The 16,868-nt window shown below is 62.3% G+C and carries 19 protein-coding genes; 5 read left to right on the forward strand and 14 right to left on the reverse strand.

Annotated elements, in window-relative coordinates:
- Positions 1 to 456: 456 nt before the first annotated feature.
- Together RG836_RS19985 and RG836_RS19990 are read right to left on the reverse strand one after the other, a co-directional pair.
- Entirely contained in the window at positions 457 to 666 is a 210-nt protein-coding gene (locus RG836_RS19985; RefSeq protein ID WP_310848759.1) for a hypervirulence associated TUDOR domain-containing protein, read from the reverse strand.
- 97 nt (positions 667 to 763) lie between these two features.
- Positions 764 to 1,723: a threonine dehydratase gene (locus RG836_RS19990; RefSeq protein WP_310848760.1), complete on the reverse strand. Its 960-nt coding sequence runs from the start codon at positions 1,721 to 1,723 to the stop codon at positions 764 to 766.
- Positions 1,724 to 1,828: 105 nt separating this feature from the next.
- Here RG836_RS19990 and RG836_RS19995 point away from each other — a divergent pair, with 105 nt between their 5' ends.
- Positions 1,829 to 2,638: a helix-turn-helix transcriptional regulator gene (locus tag RG836_RS19995; RefSeq protein ID WP_409078098.1), complete on the forward strand. Its 810-nt coding sequence runs from the start codon at positions 1,829 to 1,831 to the stop codon at positions 2,636 to 2,638.
- A gap of 3 nt (positions 2,639 to 2,641) precedes the next feature.
- On the opposite strand, the gene RG836_RS20000 is transcribed toward RG836_RS19995, so the two are convergent.
- The 9 genes from RG836_RS20000 to RG836_RS20040 all read right to left on the reverse strand — a co-directional run bounded on the left by RG836_RS20000 (position 2,642) and on the right by RG836_RS20040 (position 11,560).
- Positions 2,642 to 3,844 (reverse strand): CaiB/BaiF CoA transferase family protein, encoded by a 1,203-nt coding sequence (locus tag RG836_RS20000; RefSeq protein ID WP_310848764.1) that lies wholly within the window; start codon positions 3,842 to 3,844, stop codon positions 2,642 to 2,644.
- 89 nt (positions 3,845 to 3,933) lie between these two features.
- Positions 3,934 to 4,731 (reverse strand): enoyl-CoA hydratase, encoded by a 798-nt coding sequence (locus RG836_RS20005; protein ID WP_310848766.1) that lies wholly within the window; start codon positions 4,729 to 4,731, stop codon positions 3,934 to 3,936.
- A 44-nt stretch (positions 4,732 to 4,775) separates the two neighbouring features.
- Positions 4,776 to 5,855, reverse strand: a complete 1,080-nt coding sequence (locus RG836_RS20010) for an ABC transporter ATP-binding protein (RefSeq protein WP_310848768.1) — start codon at positions 5,853 to 5,855, stop codon at positions 4,776 to 4,778.
- Positions 5,852 to 7,525, reverse strand: coding sequence for an ABC transporter permease (locus tag RG836_RS20015; protein WP_310848769.1), 1,674 nt, complete (start codon positions 7,523 to 7,525; stop codon positions 5,852 to 5,854). Before RG836_RS20015 ends, RG836_RS20010 begins: the two co-directional genes overlap by 4 nt.
- A 144-nt stretch (positions 7,526 to 7,669) precedes the next feature.
- Positions 7,670 to 8,707, reverse strand: coding sequence for an ABC transporter substrate-binding protein (locus tag RG836_RS20020; RefSeq protein ID WP_310848770.1), 1,038 nt, complete (start codon positions 8,705 to 8,707; stop codon positions 7,670 to 7,672).
- A 74-nt stretch (positions 8,708 to 8,781) separates the two neighbouring features.
- The gene (locus RG836_RS20025) at positions 8,782 to 9,531 is read right to left on the reverse strand and encodes an SDR family oxidoreductase (RefSeq protein ID WP_310848772.1); all 750 of its coding nucleotides are present in this window, start codon (positions 9,529 to 9,531) and stop codon (positions 8,782 to 8,784) included.
- Entirely contained in the window at positions 9,528 to 9,983 is a 456-nt protein-coding gene (locus tag RG836_RS20030) for a MaoC family dehydratase (protein ID WP_310848773.1), read from the reverse strand. Before RG836_RS20030 ends, RG836_RS20025 begins: the two co-directional genes overlap by 4 nt.
- Entirely contained in the window at positions 9,980 to 10,381 is a 402-nt protein-coding gene (locus RG836_RS20035) for a Zn-ribbon domain-containing OB-fold protein (protein ID WP_310848775.1), read from the reverse strand. The genes RG836_RS20030 and RG836_RS20035 overlap by 4 nt, the downstream gene beginning before the upstream one ends.
- A 12-nt stretch (positions 10,382 to 10,393) precedes the next feature.
- A complete protein-coding gene (locus tag RG836_RS20040) occupies positions 10,394 to 11,560 on the reverse strand; it encodes a thiolase C-terminal domain-containing protein (protein WP_310848777.1) in 1,167 nt (388 codons plus the stop codon).
- 159 nt (positions 11,561 to 11,719) lie between these two features.
- On the opposite strand from RG836_RS20040, the gene RG836_RS20045 reads away from it, so the two are divergent.
- Both RG836_RS20045 and RG836_RS20050 read left to right on the forward strand, forming a co-directional pair.
- A complete protein-coding gene (locus RG836_RS20045; RefSeq protein ID WP_310848779.1) occupies positions 11,720 to 12,664 on the forward strand; it encodes a LysR family transcriptional regulator in 945 nt (314 codons plus the stop codon).
- 29 nt (positions 12,665 to 12,693) lie between these two features.
- Complete coding sequence (locus RG836_RS20050; protein ID WP_310848780.1) at positions 12,694 to 13,176, forward strand: thioesterase family protein; 483 nt, start codon at positions 12,694 to 12,696, stop codon at positions 13,174 to 13,176.
- On the opposite strand, the gene RG836_RS20055 is transcribed toward RG836_RS20050, so the two are convergent.
- On the reverse strand, positions 13,122 to 13,706 hold the full coding sequence (locus RG836_RS20055) for a TetR/AcrR family transcriptional regulator (protein WP_310848782.1): 585 nt from the start codon (positions 13,704 to 13,706) through the stop codon (positions 13,122 to 13,124). The two genes, RG836_RS20050 and RG836_RS20055, sit on opposite strands and share 55 nt — an antisense overlap.
- Positions 13,707 to 13,891: 185 nt before the next feature.
- Here RG836_RS20055 and RG836_RS20060 point away from each other — a divergent pair, with 185 nt between their 5' ends.
- Positions 13,892 to 14,548, forward strand: a complete 657-nt coding sequence (locus RG836_RS20060; RefSeq protein ID WP_310848883.1) for a glutathione S-transferase — start codon at positions 13,892 to 13,894, stop codon at positions 14,546 to 14,548.
- 24 nt (positions 14,549 to 14,572) lie between these two features.
- On the opposite strand, the gene RG836_RS20065 is transcribed toward RG836_RS20060, so the two are convergent.
- Positions 14,573 to 15,268 carry a tRNA (adenine(22)-N(1))-methyltransferase gene (locus RG836_RS20065; RefSeq protein ID WP_310848784.1) on the reverse strand — a complete coding sequence of 232 codons (696 nt, stop codon included), beginning with the start codon at positions 15,266 to 15,268 and terminating at the stop codon, positions 14,573 to 14,575.
- Between the two features lie 203 nt (positions 15,269 to 15,471).
- On the opposite strand from RG836_RS20065, the gene RG836_RS20070 reads away from it, so the two are divergent.
- Positions 15,472 to 15,873 carry a RidA family protein gene (locus RG836_RS20070; protein WP_310848786.1) on the forward strand — a complete coding sequence of 134 codons (402 nt, stop codon included), beginning with the start codon at positions 15,472 to 15,474 and terminating at the stop codon, positions 15,871 to 15,873.
- Here the strand turns inward: RG836_RS20070 and RG836_RS20075 are convergent.
- Positions 15,863 to 16,759: a LysR family transcriptional regulator gene (locus RG836_RS20075; RefSeq protein ID WP_310848788.1), complete on the reverse strand. Its 897-nt coding sequence runs from the start codon at positions 16,757 to 16,759 to the stop codon at positions 15,863 to 15,865. The genes RG836_RS20070 and RG836_RS20075 overlap by 11 nt on opposite strands.
- Between the last annotated feature and the right edge of the window lie 109 nt (positions 16,760 to 16,868).

Raw genomic sequence — 16,868 nt, forward strand, 5'->3', positions numbered from 1 at the left:
GCTATAAGGCCGCCTCGGGCGCTGTGCTTTTGATCTGGCTTTTGATCTGCTCTGCCCCGTTAACCAGAGGCTGAACGCAGGTCTTGCGCAGTGGGCAACCCGGCATGGATGCCGGGTTAGCCGCCCCCCGCCATGGATGGCGGATGGCGGCGGGCCCACGGAGCAAGGCCGGAGTGAAGGTATGCCGAGCCTAGGCGAGGCACCGAATGGAGGGGATGAAAGCCTTTGGTTACTTTGGGCTTTTCAAAGTGACCCGCTGTAAGAGCGGAACCTATATCAGCCTTCACAAAAGAAATGGATATGTACACCTGCAAAAAATCTAGCGCCTAAAACATAGTCATCGCTGGCAAGCCAGCTCCCACAGGGTTTGGGGACATCCGCAATTAACTCGTCAACAGGCTCGGCGCCTTCGTCGGAACGCCGCCCGGAGCAGGCTCGCTCCCACCGGAATTCCGCTCAAAGCCGATGCAACGCCGCACCATGGTGCATCGCCAAATGCCCGGTCTTGTCACTCTTCACTTCATACTGCGGATCATCCTTCGACGCCACTCGATGCTTGCCCAGAAACTGCACATCCTTCACGTGCACTTTGGTGACCTTGCCGTGAATCTCCCCGGCTTCAGAATTCCAGCGCACGGCGTCGCCGACTTTGAATGAGGTGGTCATGAGAAGCTCCCGAGGCACTAAGCGAAAAGTGGAGGACGCATGAATTACCGAGCGGCACCTGGCGGAAAAATTCCGTTGGATTGACCCAGCGGCACCGCTAATCGGCGATGACCTGCGCATACACGCCTCGATCCACATTCCCCCCTGACAAAATAACCCCCACCTTGCGCCCGGCCATCGCTTCGCGCTCTTGCATCAACGCCGCCAGGGCAGCGGCGCCGGCGCCTTCGGCAAGGTTATGGGTGTCGGTGTAATACGCGCGCATGGCTTCGGCGATGTCCGTGTCGCTGACGGCGATGATCCTTGCAGCGCCGGCGCTGTAGATGGCGAAGGCTTCGGGGATGGGTTTGCGCACGGCGAGGCCGTCAGCGAAGGTGGTGGCCGAAGGGGTCCCGCAGAGCGCGCCGCTGTCAAACGACAACTTGGCGGCGGCGGCTTCGGTGGAGACCACGCCCACCACTTCAGTGTCCAGGCCCAACGCGTCGCGGACGGCGATCACGGCGCAGATGCCTGAGCCGCAACCGATCGGCACGTAGACGGTGTGCAGGTCCGGCGCGGCGCTGAACAGTTCCAGCGCGTAGGTGGCCACGCCTTTGACCAGTTCGGTGTGGAATGGCGGTACCAGGAACAGATCACGGGCTTGCGCCAGCCGTGCGGCTTCCTCGCGGGCCTCGTCGAAATCGCGGCCGTACTCGACCACTTCGCCGCCGAAGCCGCGCATGGCGTTGTTCTTTTCCACCGAGTTGCCTTGCGGGACGACGATCAACGCCTGCAACCCGAGCGCGTTGGCCGCCAGCGCCAGGCTCTGGCCGTGATTACCACGGGTCGCGGTGACGATGCCTTTCACCTCTGGATGTTCGCGCTTAAGCCAGTGCATGAAGGTGATGCCGCCGCGCACCTTGAACGCGCCGGTCGGGGTGTGGTTTTCGTGCTTGACCCACACCGTGCAGCCCAAGCGCTCGGCCAGCAGCGGCCAGGCGTACTGGGCGGTGGCGGGCATCACTTGATACACCTGGCGTGCGGCCTGTTCGATGTCGTCGCGGGTCAGTCGGTACATATCCAATCTCCTTGAGCGTTGGCTGAGTCTAGGCAGACGCTCCGGCGCTTGGCTTTCAAAAAACTGACCTGACTTTTGTCCCGCGGCCTGACTACTATGGTGCCCATGAGCCTTCGACATCGCCCGCCGCCCTTACCCGCCACCGAACCGGTCCGCCGTGTCGAGGCCGGGCCCTGGACCATTGAATTGCTGCCCGGCGCTGCCTACGCCACCCGCTATGTCGCCAGCCAAGCGGCGATCGGCTTCGCCTTCGACAGCCAAAGCGGCCTGCACGCCATCGGCAGCGACCGGGTGCAGCCGTTCCTGGCCACGCCCAACAGCCTGGCGTTTGTCCCGGTGGGTTGCGACGTGTTGTCCGAATCTGCGGCTGGCGGCGAATACCTGCGAGTGGTGCACGCCCAAGGGCTGGCGGTACCGGGCGAGCGCGCCTTCAATAACCGGATTGATCCGCCGGCCATTCGCCTGGCCTTGCAGATCCGCCGCGCGCTGTTGTCGGCCTCGGTGGATGCCGATTGGGAAGCCTGGGCGCACGCGTTGACGGAACGGGTGATCGGCCACACAGGCTTGTCCGGCCCCCTCAAAGGCTCGATCACTGCCGCACGCCTGCGCTTGCTCGATGAGTTCATCGACGCCGAACTGGCCGGGCCGCTGAGTGTGCAGGCGTTGGCGGGACTGCTGGGGTTGTCCGAAGGCTTTTTCATCCGCGCCTTCAAACAGGCCACCGGCAAGAGCCCGCACAGTTACCTGATCGACCGACGTCTGACCACGGCCCGCGCCCGACTGCGCGACTCCAGCGCCAGCCTGGCCGAGATCGCCCTCGCCTGCGGTTTCAATTCCCAGGCGCACATGGCCACCGCGTTCAGGCAACGGCTGGGGGTGAGCCCGGTGCAGTTGCGCCGGTCGGTTGACGCTTAGCGATCAAATCACCCCGCGCACTTTGAATGCGCCGATTTGCTCATCGCTGTAGCCCAATTCCTGCAACACGCTGACGCTGTGCTCGCCCAACCCCGGCGATGGCTGCTCTTCCACCATCTCGGTGAACGGCATGTGCAGCGGGTGTTTGACGTAACGATTGCCGGACTGCGGCGGCACTTCGACGATCATGCCGCGATGCTGCACCTGCGGGTCGGCGATGGCTTCGGCGACGGTGTTGATCGGACTGCACGGCACGTCGGCGGCCTGCAGCGTGGTCATCCAGTATTCGCGTCCTTCGGCGTGCAACCGGGCCATCATCAGGGGTTCCAGGTGCCCGTGGTTCAGCGCCCGGGCCGGGCCATCCACCAGCAGCGGATCGTCAATCCATTCCGGACGCTGCATGGCGATGCACATCCGCTGCCATTGTTCTTCGGTGTCGACACAGATCGCAATCGGTTCATCGGCAGTGGCAAAGGCCTGGAACGGCGCGATCAGGGCATGCCGACTGCCCAGGCGGCGCGGCAGGTCACCCACTTGCAGAAACCGCGCGATGGCGTTTTCCATCATCGCCAATTGGCAATCGAGCATCGAGATGTCGATAAACGAGCCCTTGCCGTCCTGCCCGCGGCCCACCAGCGCCGCCAGCACACCGACGGTCGTGAACAACCCCGAGCCGATATCCCCCAGGGAAATCCCCACCCGCGCCGGCGGGCCGAACTCTTCGCCAGTGATGCTCATCATCCCCGACATGGCTTGCGCGACCACATCAAACGATGGCAGATGTTTGTACGGACCGTCCTGGCCGAACCCGGAAATCGCCGCGTACACCAGCCGAGGATTCAACTCACTCACGGCTTCATAACCGAAACCCAAGCGTTCCATGGCCCCGGCGCGGTTGTTTTCGACGAACACATCGGCGGTCGACAGTAACTGGCGCAGGACTGCTTTGCCCTCCTCCTCTTTCAAGTTCAGCGCGACACTGCGTTTGTTCCGGTTAACACTGTTGAAGTAAATACTTTCTTCGTCCTTGAACGGTGCGACACCCCGGGTGTAATCGCCACCCTGCGGCCGTTCAACCTTGATGACATCGGCGCCGAGCATGGCCAGCAACCACGTGGAATAAGGCCCGGCCAGCATATGCGTGGCATCGATGACGCGAATACCACTTAACGGGCCTTTATTGGGCAGATCAGATTTAATCGACATGACTTCACCCTGCCAGGCAACTGAGTTGCCAGCGAATAAATAAAACTGAATTAAAAGAACGGCTGTTTAGTTACATCGGCAAATGGCGCTTAGAGTCCTTGCCAAACGGGCGGACGTTTTTGTTGAAACGCCGCGACGCCCTCTCGGAAGTCCGCCGAGTGATAACAGCGCAACAGCACATCTTCATCCTCGACCTTCGCTACTTGGGCGTCGCGCAGTCGGCGCAAGGTGGTTTTGGTCGCCCATAGCGTCAGCGGCGCAAGCTGTACCAAATGCCCGGCGACTCGTTCGGCGGCCGCTTCCAGCGCGTCTTCCTCCACCAGCTCCCGGAACGCCCCGCTGGCCATGAGGGCCGTGGCATCGAGCAAGCGTGCGCTGAACACCATCTCCTTGGTCACGGCAGTGCCGAACAAATCCACCAGACGCTGGTAATTCAAAGCGCTGAGGCAATTGCCAACGGTACGGGCGATGGGGAACCCAAACCGCGCCGAGCGGCTGATGAGGCGTACATCGCAGGCCGCCGCGATCAGCGCGCCGCCGCCCACGCACGGCCCGGCGATGGCCGCCACGGTGGGGAATGTCAGCGCCTCAAGGGCCTGGATCAGGCTTTCACTATGGCCCTCAAGCTCAAGAAATTCTTCAGTGGTCTTCGCGTCTTCCAGTGCACCGAAATCGGCGCCGGCCATGAAAGCCGGGCGCGAACCGGTGGCGCCGGTCAGCACCAGCGCCTTGACGGAGGAGTCGTCGGCCAGCGCCTGGAAGATCTCGGTCAGGGTCGCCTCCATGCCCGGTGACATGGCGTTCAACGCCTGCGGCCGATTGAAGATGATCCATTCAACGTTGCCGCGTCTGCGCCGAACGATCTCGGCGCTTTCTTCGATTTTCATAAGTGCATCCTGTCCTGCAAATGATGGAGCGTAGGGATGGCGGTTCAGCTGTTCACACGATCGCCGGACGGCAGCAAGTGGCAATCCTGTTCCGGCAAATGCAGCAGCACGACCTGGCCGACCCGGTAGTCGACCGTCGGCGGCGTAAAGGCGCGTACCGAGAGGCCGGCGCCGATGTCCACCAGCACGTCGCAGTATTCCCCCAGGTACGCGGTGCGCAGCACCGTGCCCGGCAACACATTGCTGACGTGTTGGTCCGCGCCGACGATGCGCACCTTGGACGGCCGAATGCACAGGGTGATGTCCGCACCAGGGCTCGCGCCGCTGCGGTCGACTGCCACTAAAGTCTGCTCGCCAAACCGCAAGGTGCCGGGCCCGCTCAGCACGCCGTTGATCACGTTGTTGCTACCGATGAACGCGGCAACGAAGGCGTTGGCCGGCAGTTCGAAAATCTCCCGGGGCGAGCCCAGTTGTTGCACGCTGCCGCCGTTCATCACCGCGACCTGATTGGCAGTCACCAGCGCTTCACCCTGATCGTGGGTGACGTAGACCGTGGTCAGGCCCAGCAAGTCGTGGACCCGGCGGATTTCGAAGCGCATCTCTTCGCGCAGGTGCGCATCCAGGTTCGACAGCGGCTCGTCGAGCAACAGAATGCTCGGCTCGACAATCAGCGCGCGGGCCAGTGCCACCCGCTGTTGTTGCCCGCCGGACAGTTCTGAGGGGTAACGATCGGCCAAATGGTCGAGGTGCACGGTCTTCAGGGTCTTCAGCAATTTTTCGTCCAGCTCCGCACGTGGCACCTTGCGGATCTGCAAGCCGAACGCGACGTTCTCGGCCACGGTTTTGTGCGGCCACACCGCGTAATTCTGGAACACCAGCGAAATGTCCCGGCGCTCCGGCGGCACCACGCCTTGCGCGCTGGAAATCACTCGATCATTGACCCGGATTTCGCCGGCGGTCGGTGTCTCGAAACCGGCCAGCAACTGCAGGGTGGTCGACTTGCCGCAACCGGACGGCCCGAGCAGCGCCAGCAAGGTGCCGTCCTCGACGGTCAGGTCGATGCCCTTCAATGCCTGGAACTGGCCGAAGCTTTTTTGCAAACCACGGATCTGGATCTGGCTCATGTTGGTACTCCGATTTCAACACTGGCACGTTTATGTTTCGCCAGCTTCACGCTGAGCATTTGAGCGAGGGCCACCACCACCATGGTCACCACCAGCAGCAAGACACTGGCGGCGGCCACGGCTTCGTAGTTGCCGCCGTCCTTGTAGTTGTAAATCAGGGTGGTCATGACGTTGGTGCTCGGGGTAATCAGGAACACCGCCACCGACAGCTCACGCATGATCGGGATGAACACCAGCAGCCAGCCAGAGATCAGCCCGGAGCGCATCAGCGGCGCGGTGATGCTGGTGAAGGTTTTCGACTCACTGGCGCCGAGAATCCGCGCCACCCGTTCCAGGTCCGGGCTGATGCCCTTGAGCATGGCCCCGCCGTGGGAATAAGCGATGGGCAGGAAGGTCGCGACAAACGCAGCGATGATGATCGCCGACGTGCCGTACAGGCTCAGCGGCGGTTGGGTGTAAGCGGCGAAGAAGCCCACCGACAATACGATCCCGGGAATGATAATCGGCAGGTTGGTCAGCGCCGCGATGATCGTGGTGCCGGCCACCAGACGCCGCTCGACGATGTAGGCGATCAAAGTGCCGAGCAGCACGCACAGGCTGGCGCCGATCGCGGCGTAGGCCAGGGAATTGAAGATCGCAGCCTGGGTTTCGGCGTTTTCGAAAATCGCCCAGCGATACCAGTGGAAGGTCAGGTTGTCCAGCGACGGGCCCAGGCCCCAGGCTTTGGACAGCGACACCACAATCAGCGCGAAGTACGGCAGCAACACCGCCGTCACCGGCACGATCATCGCGAACAACAGCCCCGGCCAGCGCCAGCCCTTGAGATCGATACTGCGACCCGCGCGGCTCTTGCCACCGATCATCACGAAGCGTCGGCGACCGAGGATTTTGCGGCGTACCCAGAACAGCCCGCCGGTGAGCAACAGCAGCGGCATGCAGTAGGCGGCGGCCATGTACAACTCGGGCGGAAACAATTGATAGAACTCCGCCAGTTTGGTGGTAACCACCGACGTGCCGGACGGCGTCAGCAGGAATGCCGGAACGCCGAACAGGGTCATACCCTGGATGAACGACAGGATGAACCCGACGATCACCGACGGCATCACCATCGGGATGGTCACGCTGAACATGGTGCGCACCACGCCGGCACCGAGGGTGGTCGCGGCGTCTTCCAGCTCCACGGCCATTTCATCCAGCGCACTGGCGACCAGGGTGAAGGTGTACGGCACGGTGTAGATGGCGCAGACGAAAATCGCGCCGCCCATGGAGTAGATGTTCAACAGCGGTGATTCCGCGCCCGACAGGCTGCGGTACAGGGTATTCAGCCACCCGGCATTCGGCGCGGCGAGCAGGATCCAGCCCAGTGCGCCGATAAATGACGGCGTGACGAAGGCACCGAGGGTGAGCATGCGGATCAGCCCGCGGCACGGCATGTTGGAGCGCGCCACCAGCCACGCCAGCGGCACCCCGAGCAAGGTGGAAATCGCCGCGGTGGAGAACGCCAGGATGATCGAGTTGATGATCGGCTGGATCATGCCTTTGGCCGTCACCAGGCGCTGGTAATTGCTCAGCGTCCACTGTTGCGTGGCGTCATCGTGCAGGCTGTTGAACAGAATCCAGCCCACCGGTTGCGCCACCAGCAGAAACAATGCCGCCAGGACCAGGGTCACCACTGTCCAGCGTACCCAAGGTCGGTGTCGTCGCAGCTCGGGGCCGACGGCCGCCGAGGATGTGTCTATCGCAAAAACGCCCATGCAGGGGTCACTCCTGAATCTACCGTCACCGGGCCGTTAACGGCCCGGCGGGTGTTTGGTTCAACCGATGATGTCTTTCCACTTGGCAATCCCTTCGGCGACTTCCGCCGCCAGGTCGTCCGGTGGGTTGCGGTACCACTCGATCTGCGACAGGTTGCGGCCCTCGGCCCAAGGCACGTCGGTGCGCAAGGTCGGCCAGAAATTGGCCGCGAGGATGCGCGAGACTTCCGGGTCGTACAGAAAGTCGGAGAACAGCTTGGCCGCGTTCGGGTGTGGCGCTTTCAACGGAATGGCGCTCAGCCCAAGGTTGAGGATCGTGCCGTCGGTAGGCGTGACCACGTTGATCGGGTTGCCGGCCGCGCGCTGCGTCAGCGAGTAGCTGAACGGCGCACCGAGCCCGACCAGGCGTTCGCCGGAGAGGATGTCGGTCACGGTGTCGACGTTGGACTGGCCGACTTTCGGTTTCAGCTTGGCCAGTTCCTTCAGGTAGTGATCGCCGTATTTCTTACGGATCGCCACCACCCAGGAGGCCACATCACCGGAGAACGACGGACTGCCCACCGTCAGCTTGCCGGCCCACTGCCCGTCCAGCGCCGCTTCCCATGAAGCGGGGGGTGTCGTGACCTTGTCCGACTGGTAGTTGAGGCTGGTCAGGCTGATAGCGCCCACTTGGTAAGTGTCATCCTTGTCCAGGCCCTGGAATTCCTTCGGCAAAAACTCGGTGCCCGCCGGTTTGTACGGCAGCAGCGCACCGATCTTTTTCAGTTCCAGGTAATGAAGAATGTTGGTGCTGCCCAGCGAGTCGCAGTTCGGTGCGTTGTTCTGCAGCTCCAGGCGCAAGCGGGTGTAGATGGTTTGCGACGCCTGGCGCAGCAGGTTGACCTTGATCCCCGGGTAGCGCTGGGTAAACGCATCACGGATGGCCTCGATGGTGCGCTGCTCGTAGGAGCCCCAGTACAGGTTGAGTGCGCCCTCTTTCTGCGCCGCCGCGTACAACGATTCGTCAGCAGCGAACGAAGGACGAATCAATCCTGCTGCTAAACCTGCGCCCGCGATGCCGCTGGCTTGCAAAAATCTGCGCCGTGTAAATTCGACCATATCGATGCCCCTTCGCCTGTTGCTGCTGGTTAAGTGTGAGTACAGCGGTGTTTCGTTATGCGGTGATGCGATGGTCAGTAGTCGCCCGTGGTCGCCCCGCCATCGACGATCAGCACTTGCCCGCTCATGTAGCTGGCATCGTCGGAGGCGAGAAACGCCACCACCGAGGCAATCTCCGCCGGCTGTGCCGGTCGGCCCAACGGCATCTTGGCAATCCATCCCGCTCGGATGGCTTCCGGCACCGTCGCCAGGATCGGCGTCTCGACGATCCCCGGTGCGACGGCATTGACCAAGACCCCGTGGCGCGCAGCTTCAAGGGCCACGGTGTGGGTCAGGCCCACCACGCCAGCCTTGGCCGATGAATAATTTGCCTGGCCGTAAGTGCCCAGAATAGCCGTCGAGGCAATGTTGATGATCCGGCCCCAACCGCGTCCGACCATGGCGGCCAGACCGAACTGGCAGCCCATCCACGAGCCCCGCAGGTTAACGTCGATGACCGCGTTCCAGTCCTCATCGGTCATCTTCATCAAGGTTCGATCACGCACAATGCCTGCCACATTCACCAAAATGTCCACGTCCTGGAACGCGGCCGGCAGATCGGCCATGGCTGCCGTCCAACTGGCGCGGCTCGAAACATCGAGGTTGACCGCCAGCGCCGCGTAGCCCTGTTCGACCAAGGCACCGGCCAGGGTGGCAGCACCGGGCCCGAGATCAGCGATGATCACCGCGGCGCCCTCTTCGGCCAGCCGTTGGCAGATGGCCGAGCCAATGCCGCCCGCCCCACCGGTGACCAGCGCAATGTGTCCGTGCAAGCCTTTGCTCATGATTCGCTCCCCGTGCGGCAAGCCACCGCAAACACATCCTCACCTTGCTGCACCACTTCACCGCTCTGGTTGAGCAGGCGCAGGCTGACCCGGACAATGCCGCGGGTTGGGTTGGAATTGCTCTTGCGCAGGTCTTCGACTTCGGCCACGTAATGCAGCGTGTCCCCGGCAAACACCGGCGCAACGAAGCGGCGCTGGGTCTCGAGAAAGGCGATGATCGCCCAGTCATCAATACTCGACCGCAACCCGGTGCTCATGGAGTGAGCCAACATGCCGTGGGCGATCCGCCGCCCGAACACACCCTCGCGCGCTGTTTCTTCATCCATATGCAGCGGGTTGAAATCACCGGTCAACCCGGCAAACAGGACAATATGTGTCTCCGTCAGCGTGGTACGTGACGAGACCATCGATTGCCTGACGGCCAGGTCGTCAAAATACAGGGTGGCACTCATGCAGCGCTCCTTGGGCCGAAAACCGGCAACGAGGTGGTGGAATCAAGATCGATGAACGCCACGCTCACGGGCATGCCAATCGTGATCTGGTCGAGGGCGATACCGTGCAATTGCGAAAGCATCAGCGGTCCTTCGTCGAGCTCGATCAGGGCACAGACATACGGCGCATCGAGGCGCGTGTGGCCACGATGGATCACCGAATAGGTGAACACCGTGCCGTGGCCGCTGGCTTGCACCCATTGCGGCTCAGTGGACAGATCGTCGAGGCAATGCTCGCGCGGGTACCACTGCCACACGCCGGTCACCGGATTGCGTTGCACCAGCAAGCGGCCTTCGCGCAGGGCGGCCCACCAGGGTGCGGAGAGGTTATCGATCACCTCGGGACTCATCAGGGACATATCGCGCGCTCCTCAAACAATCAGAATGACGGTGGCGGCGGCGCAAAAGGTGCCGCCCAAGCCGTGCACCAAAGCGACCTCGGCATCCTGAATTTGCACGCCCGGGCCTTCCCCTCGCAGCTGCCGAACCCCTTCGATCAACGCCAGCAAACCGCGTTTGCCGGGATGGTTGGAGGCCATGCCGCCGCCATCGGTGTTGCACGGCAGCGACCCGCCTAGGCTCAAGTGACCGTCCTCGACAAAGCGGCCGCTCTCGCCCCGAGGGCAGAAGCCAAGGTCTTCCAGCGCCAGCATCGGCGTGATGGTGAACGCATCGTAGAGCTGCGCTACGTCGATGTCCTTGGGCGTCACGCCAGCCATTGCAAAGGCTCGTGGCCCGGTGCGGGCAGCCGGAGTGATCAGCTCGCGGGAGATCTGGCTGAGCTGTGTGCGCTGGGTGGCCATGCCGAAACCGCTGAGGTACACCGGTTTTTGCCGACAATCAGCAGCGCGCTCGCGGCTGGTCATCACGATTGCCCCACCGCCATCGGTCACGACGCAGCAGTCGAGACGGTGCAGCGGCGAGGCGATCATCGTCGAACTCAACACGTCCTCGACGGTGATCGGTTTGCTGCCGAGGAAGGCCTGCGGATTGGCTGCGGCGTGCTGGCGGAAAGTCACCGCCACTTGCGCCAGTTGCTCGGCGGTGGTGCCGTAGAGGTGCATGTGCCGCTGGGCGTACATCGCATAGGTAGAGATCAGTGTCGGCGCGAACGGCAACTCAAACTGACCAGGGCCGGCGGACAACACGAAGGGGTCGAACGACGGTGTCTTCAATGGCCACCAGCGCGGCGACGCGGCGTAACTGATCACCACCACGTCGGCCAGCCCGGCGGCAATCGCCACCGCTGCGTGGGCGGCGTGGACCAGGTAGGAACAGCCGCCAACGTCGGTGCTGTCGAACCAGCGCGGTTCGATGCCCAGGTACTCGGCCATCTCGGTCACGCTGTTGACGCCGCCGCCCTCGGCCCAGTCGCCAGACGCCACGCACAGGCCGTCGACATCGGCGAGGGTCAGCCCGGCCTGCTCCAGCGCGGCCTGGATACATTCGACCTGGATCGTGAACGGATGGACGTTCGGCGCATCCCTTCGGGGTGATTCATAAGCGCCGACAATCGCGGCGCGTCCGGAAACGTTCAAGGCTCTCTCCTGAAAAGCTCGCAAACCATGCCCCACAAATTCCGCCAAAGTGCGCCACAGCAACAAGCAGTTAGAAAACGCTGAATTGGTGCATTGAAAGCACCGATTGACTGGCACAGGACTTGCGAGCAATACGGCTCTTGCGAATCGGAAATCAGCATGAACCGACGACTTCCACCGCTGCTTGCGGTACGTGCTTTCGAGGGCTTTAGCCGTTGCGGCAGCGTGCGTCAGTGCGCCGAGGAACTGTCGGTGTCGCACACGGTGATCTCGCGGCATATCCAGAATCTGGAGGCGGCGGTCGGCACCAAACTGGTGAAAAAATCCGGGCGCGGCCTGGAGATGACCCGCGAAGGCCAGCGCTATGCGGCGCAGTTGCGCCGGGCCCTGGACATCATCGCCGACGCCAGCAGCGACTTGCGCCAGGGCGAGGATGCGCTGCACGTCTGCTGCATGGCGGGCCTGGCCTCCCGGCGTTTGCTCGGGCGTCTCGGCGAACTGGAAGAAGCACTGAATGGCCGTGAGTTGACGCTGGAACCGACCAGTACTCGGCCCGACTTCAGCCGCAATGAAGCGGACGCGGAAATCGTCTATCTGGAAGAGTTGAACCTGGGCGATGACCTGTGCGCCGAACTGTTCGCCCGGCCCTTGATTCGCGCCGTGGCCAGCCCGGCCTTCTGCAACCGTTTTGCCGAAGTCACCTGCGCCGAGGACCTGCTGAGCCTGCCGCTGATTCACGAGCGCAATACCCAGCGCTGGTCACAGTGGTTCAGCATCGCTGGTGTTACAGATATTCCCAGGTTGCGCGGTCCGCGACTGTGGCATGGTCACCTGACGCTCGAAGCGGCGTGCATGGGCCAGGGTGTGGCGCTGGTCAGCGAGCTGTTGGCCGACGAAAAAATCGCCGCCGGTGAACTGGTCGACGTGTTGCCGATGACCATTCGCCTGGGCGGTTATTACTTCATCGCACCTACGCGCAAGTGGAATGACCAGGCCATCGTGCGGCTGCGGCAATGGCTGCATTCGGTATTCCCCGGCGAACTGGAGAAAGGTGTCATCAATGCACCAGTCAAGGTCGTGAGTCACGAGGTTGCACCGCAATAGGACTTTTTTACCCCATAAGGCGCCAGGTTATGAGCACCCCATCAGCGAGCAGCACACCCTGCGAGAAGGCCATCGTCAAAAACGAGTGGATTGACCTCTACGGCCACATGAACATGGCCTACTACGTCCAGTTGCTGGATGAGCTGGGCCATCGGATTCTCGAAGGCTTCGGGCTTGGCGAGGGCTATACCCGCGAGCGCAATTGCGGGTTGTTTACCGTTGAGGCCAACGTCAAATACCTGAAGGAAGTCCGTGCCGGCGACCCGTTGAGGGTGGAACTCAAGCCGATCCGGTTCGACGACAAACGCCTGGTGACCCAGGTTGAGCTCTACCATGACCAGCTCAACTACCTCAGCGCCACCATGCTGCAAACGGCGCTGCACGTGGACCTCGACAGCCGCCGGGTTTGCCCGTTTGGCGAAGACGCCCGGCACCGACTGAATAGCCTGATGATGTTCTACGGCTGTTCGGACGACGCCACTGAAGTCGGGATCAACCCCGACTCGCGATAGCTCAGCATCAGCTCGTCAAACAAGCCGATGTCGAGCCGGGTGCGGGCGATCAATTGTGCGCCGGCCACGGCGGTATAGATCGCCCGGGCCCGGCGTTCGCTCTGATCTGGCGCGAGGCCGGCCTGGGTCAAGACTTCGCTCAGCCAGGTGACGTTGATGTCCGCGAATGCCTTGACCTCATTCTTCACCTCATCGGGCAAGTCCTCGTACTCCGCCGCCATGAAACTCGACAGGCACAAGCGATTGTCGTTTTCCAGGGACGTGCGAAAGATCGACGGGTAGCGCTGCAAACAATCGACCGGATCAGGGTGCGCTTCGCGCATCGCCGCTAGCACGCCGGCGGTGTCCTGCCAGTAACGTTGCGCGACGGCGGCACCGAGGTCGGCCTTGCTGGCGAAATGGTAATAGATACTGGCGTTCTTGATCCCCACCGCTTCGCCGATGCTGCGGAAATTGATGCCGCTGTAGCCATGCATCTGCGCCGCTGTTTTCGCGGCGTGCAAAATCGCCTCTCGGGCATTCTCGCTCACGTTGCTTCCTCGATCTGGTGGGTGACGTGGGGGGCATTCTACGCGCACTTCGGCTTACCTGCCAAATGGAAGGTAGGGGTTGACGCGCGCAGATTTTGCGCCCAAAGTTTACCTACCACTTGACAGGCAGGTAACTCGAAATGATCTCTTCAACCTTGCAAAACGATGCTCAAAAAGTTGCACCACTGAAAATCCACGACTGGTTCGATGGCCCCTACCCGGCGCGGGTTCGCATCGCACTGGCCGAAAAAGACCTGCTGGCGCGCACTGAGTTTGTCTCGGTGAACCTCTGGACCGGGGAGCACAAAAAACCCGAGTTTCTGGCGATCAACTACTCCGGCACCTTGCCGGTGCTCGAACTCTCCGACGGCACTTTGATCGCCGAATGCACCGCCATCACCCAATACCTCGACGCCCTGGACGGCAACCCGGTGCTGACCGGCGAAACAGCACTGGAAAAAGGCGTGATCCACATGATGACCAAGCGCGCGGAAATCGAGTTTCTCGATGCGGTGAGCGTGTACTTCCACCACGCCACGCCGGGGCTGGGCCCGGAAGTGGAGCTGTATCAAAACCCTGAGTGGGGCGGCCGGATGCGCGACAAGGCGATCCGTGGCATGCACTACTTTGACAACGTGCTCAAGCAGCAGCCCTACGTGGCCGGTGACCGTTTCTCGATGGCCGACATCGCCGTACTGGGCGGGATGATTTTCGCCTCGCTGGTCAAACTGCCGGTGCCTGAAGAATGTGAAGCGCTGCGCGCCTGGCATGCCCGCGTGCAACAACGGCCGAGCGTTCAGCAATGGAAAGCCATGGTCGAACGCGGCGCTCCGCAAGCCTGATCGGCACTGTGTGGCGATCAACGCTTACGCCAGCAGCGCGGTAATCCACTGCGCTTGCTGGGTGATCTCCTCAACCTTCGCCTCGGGCACGGCTTGTCGTGCCTGGGCGAAGCTGTTGAGGGTTTTGTGCTTCTGGCGCAGCATGCGTCGCCATTTATCGAGGAACTCCGGGCTGCGCGCCTGCATCTGCAAAGGCCCGAAGTACAGCTCTTCGGGGCTGTAGCGCACCGCTTCGGCGCGCTCGGCGACGATGATTTCGTAGTAGAAACGGTTTTCCCGCAGCAGCTCTTCGCTGAGGATGCGGTAGCCGTTGTCCATCAGCCACTGGCGCAGGGGCTGCTCGCCGCCGTTGGGTTGCAGGATCAAGCGTTCCGCACCGCTGAGACGAGCCTTGCCGTGTTCCAGAATGTCGCGAATAGTCTCGCCGCCCATGCCGCAAATGCTGATCGCGGTGATGCCGTCCTGCGCGTCGATGGCCGCCAGGCCGCTGGCCAGGCGCACGCGGATGCGTTGTTCGAAGCCGTTCTCACGCACCGTGCGTTCGGCGGAATGGAACGGCGTCAGCGCCACCTCCCCCGCCACCGCCGCTTCGATGGCGCCACGACGCATCAGCGCCACCGGCAGATAGCCGTGGTCCGAGCCGATATCTGCCAGGCGCGCAGCGGCCGGTATATGCGCGGCGACACGCTCCAGGCGCAGGGACAAGCTGTGTTCGTTCAACGGCGTTTCCTTGACAGTCCGGCCTCGTTCGCCGGATCGGGCCGCGATTGTGTCGGTGATTGCCGCGCAATTCAAATCGGGGTGACCGGGGCTGTTGGGCGACTGTCCACAGCGGTGGATAGTCATGTCAAAAACCAGGGGTTCTGTTTGCCCCGACCCTCCACTAGCATTTGCCCATTCACGCATTCAACGAGGAACGCAGCATGAGCAAGCCTGAATTTTTTGTCACGCCGGGGTATGGCGATTTCCTGCGGGAAAACCTGCATTACGCGCAGGCGGTGAAGGTCGGCGACCGCGTGGAAACGTCTGGCCAGGGTGGCTGGGACGATCAGTTCAACATCCCCGAGAACATCGCCGATGAGATCGCCCAGGCCTTCGTCAACCTTGAGCGCACCCTGGCCACGGCCGGCGCCGGTTGGGAGCATGTGATCCACGTCAACTCGTATCACGTCGGCGGTTTCCCACCGGAAGTGAACGAGGCGATGGTCAAGGCCTACCGCCGCTACATGCCCAACCACACCCCGATCTGGACCCAGGTCGGCGTCGAAGCACTGGGGCTGCCGACCATGAAGGTCGAGATCCGCGTCACGGCGATCATTGCCTGACGGCGAAGGTCGCGATCACCCAGTCGATAAACACTTTCAGCCGGGCGTTCTGATGTCGGTTCGGCGGGTACAGCAGGTGAAATGGCAGGGCCGGTCGCGACCAGTCCTGTAACAGCGGCACCAAGCGGCCCGCCTCGATATCCGCTTGAACGATCGACTTGAAATGCTGGCCGACGCCGAACCCGGCCAGCAGCAGTTCCTTGAGACCATTGCCTTCGTTGGTGGAAAACGCACAGTCCCCCACCTCGTAGCGATGCTCGCCTCGTTCAAAAATCAACGGCTCCGACTTGCCCGACCCGGCGAAGAAGTAGCCGGTACGCAGGTGATGTTGCTCCAAGTCCTCCGGCGAACTGGGTGTGCCCATGCGCTGTAGATAGCTGGGCGCAGCACAGGTCACGAATTCCAGCGCCACCAGCGGGCGACTGACCATCGCCATGTCTTCGAACTTGCCGGCGCGGATCACGCAATCCACCCCGTCCCCGATGATATTCACCGCGCGGTCACTGATGCCCAACGCAACGGTGATGCCGGGATATTGCGCGTGAAAATCCGCCAACGCCGGAATCAACAAATGGGTGGCGAACGACACCGGCGCATCCACCCGCAGATGGCCGTGGGTCTTGTGCTTGTGGCCGCGCACCGCGTTGTCCATCGCGTCCAGCTCGGCCACCAGGCGCAGCGCCTGGCGGTGATAGTCCAACCCTTCCGCCGTGGGTGTCAGCACGCGGGTTGTGCGCTGGATCAGCTTGATGCCCAGGTGTTTTTCGAGGTCGGTGATCAGTTTGCTGACGGTGGAACGCGGCAGCGACAATTGGTCGGAAGCGCGGCTGAAGGAGCCGGTTTCGATGACCCGGACAAAGGCACGCATGGCGAGGAGTTGGTTCACGCGAAGGTCTGCCTGGCTGAAGAGGTAGTGTCTGCGGAGAATGATTGATTGCTGCCCGCCATGAAGGACAGCAATCAATGCATCCCATGCATTGCGCTCAGTGTACGTG

It is taken from the genome of Pseudomonas rhizozeae, assembly GCF_031583775.1.
GTDB lineage: Bacteria > Pseudomonadota > Gammaproteobacteria > Pseudomonadales > Pseudomonadaceae > Aquipseudomonas.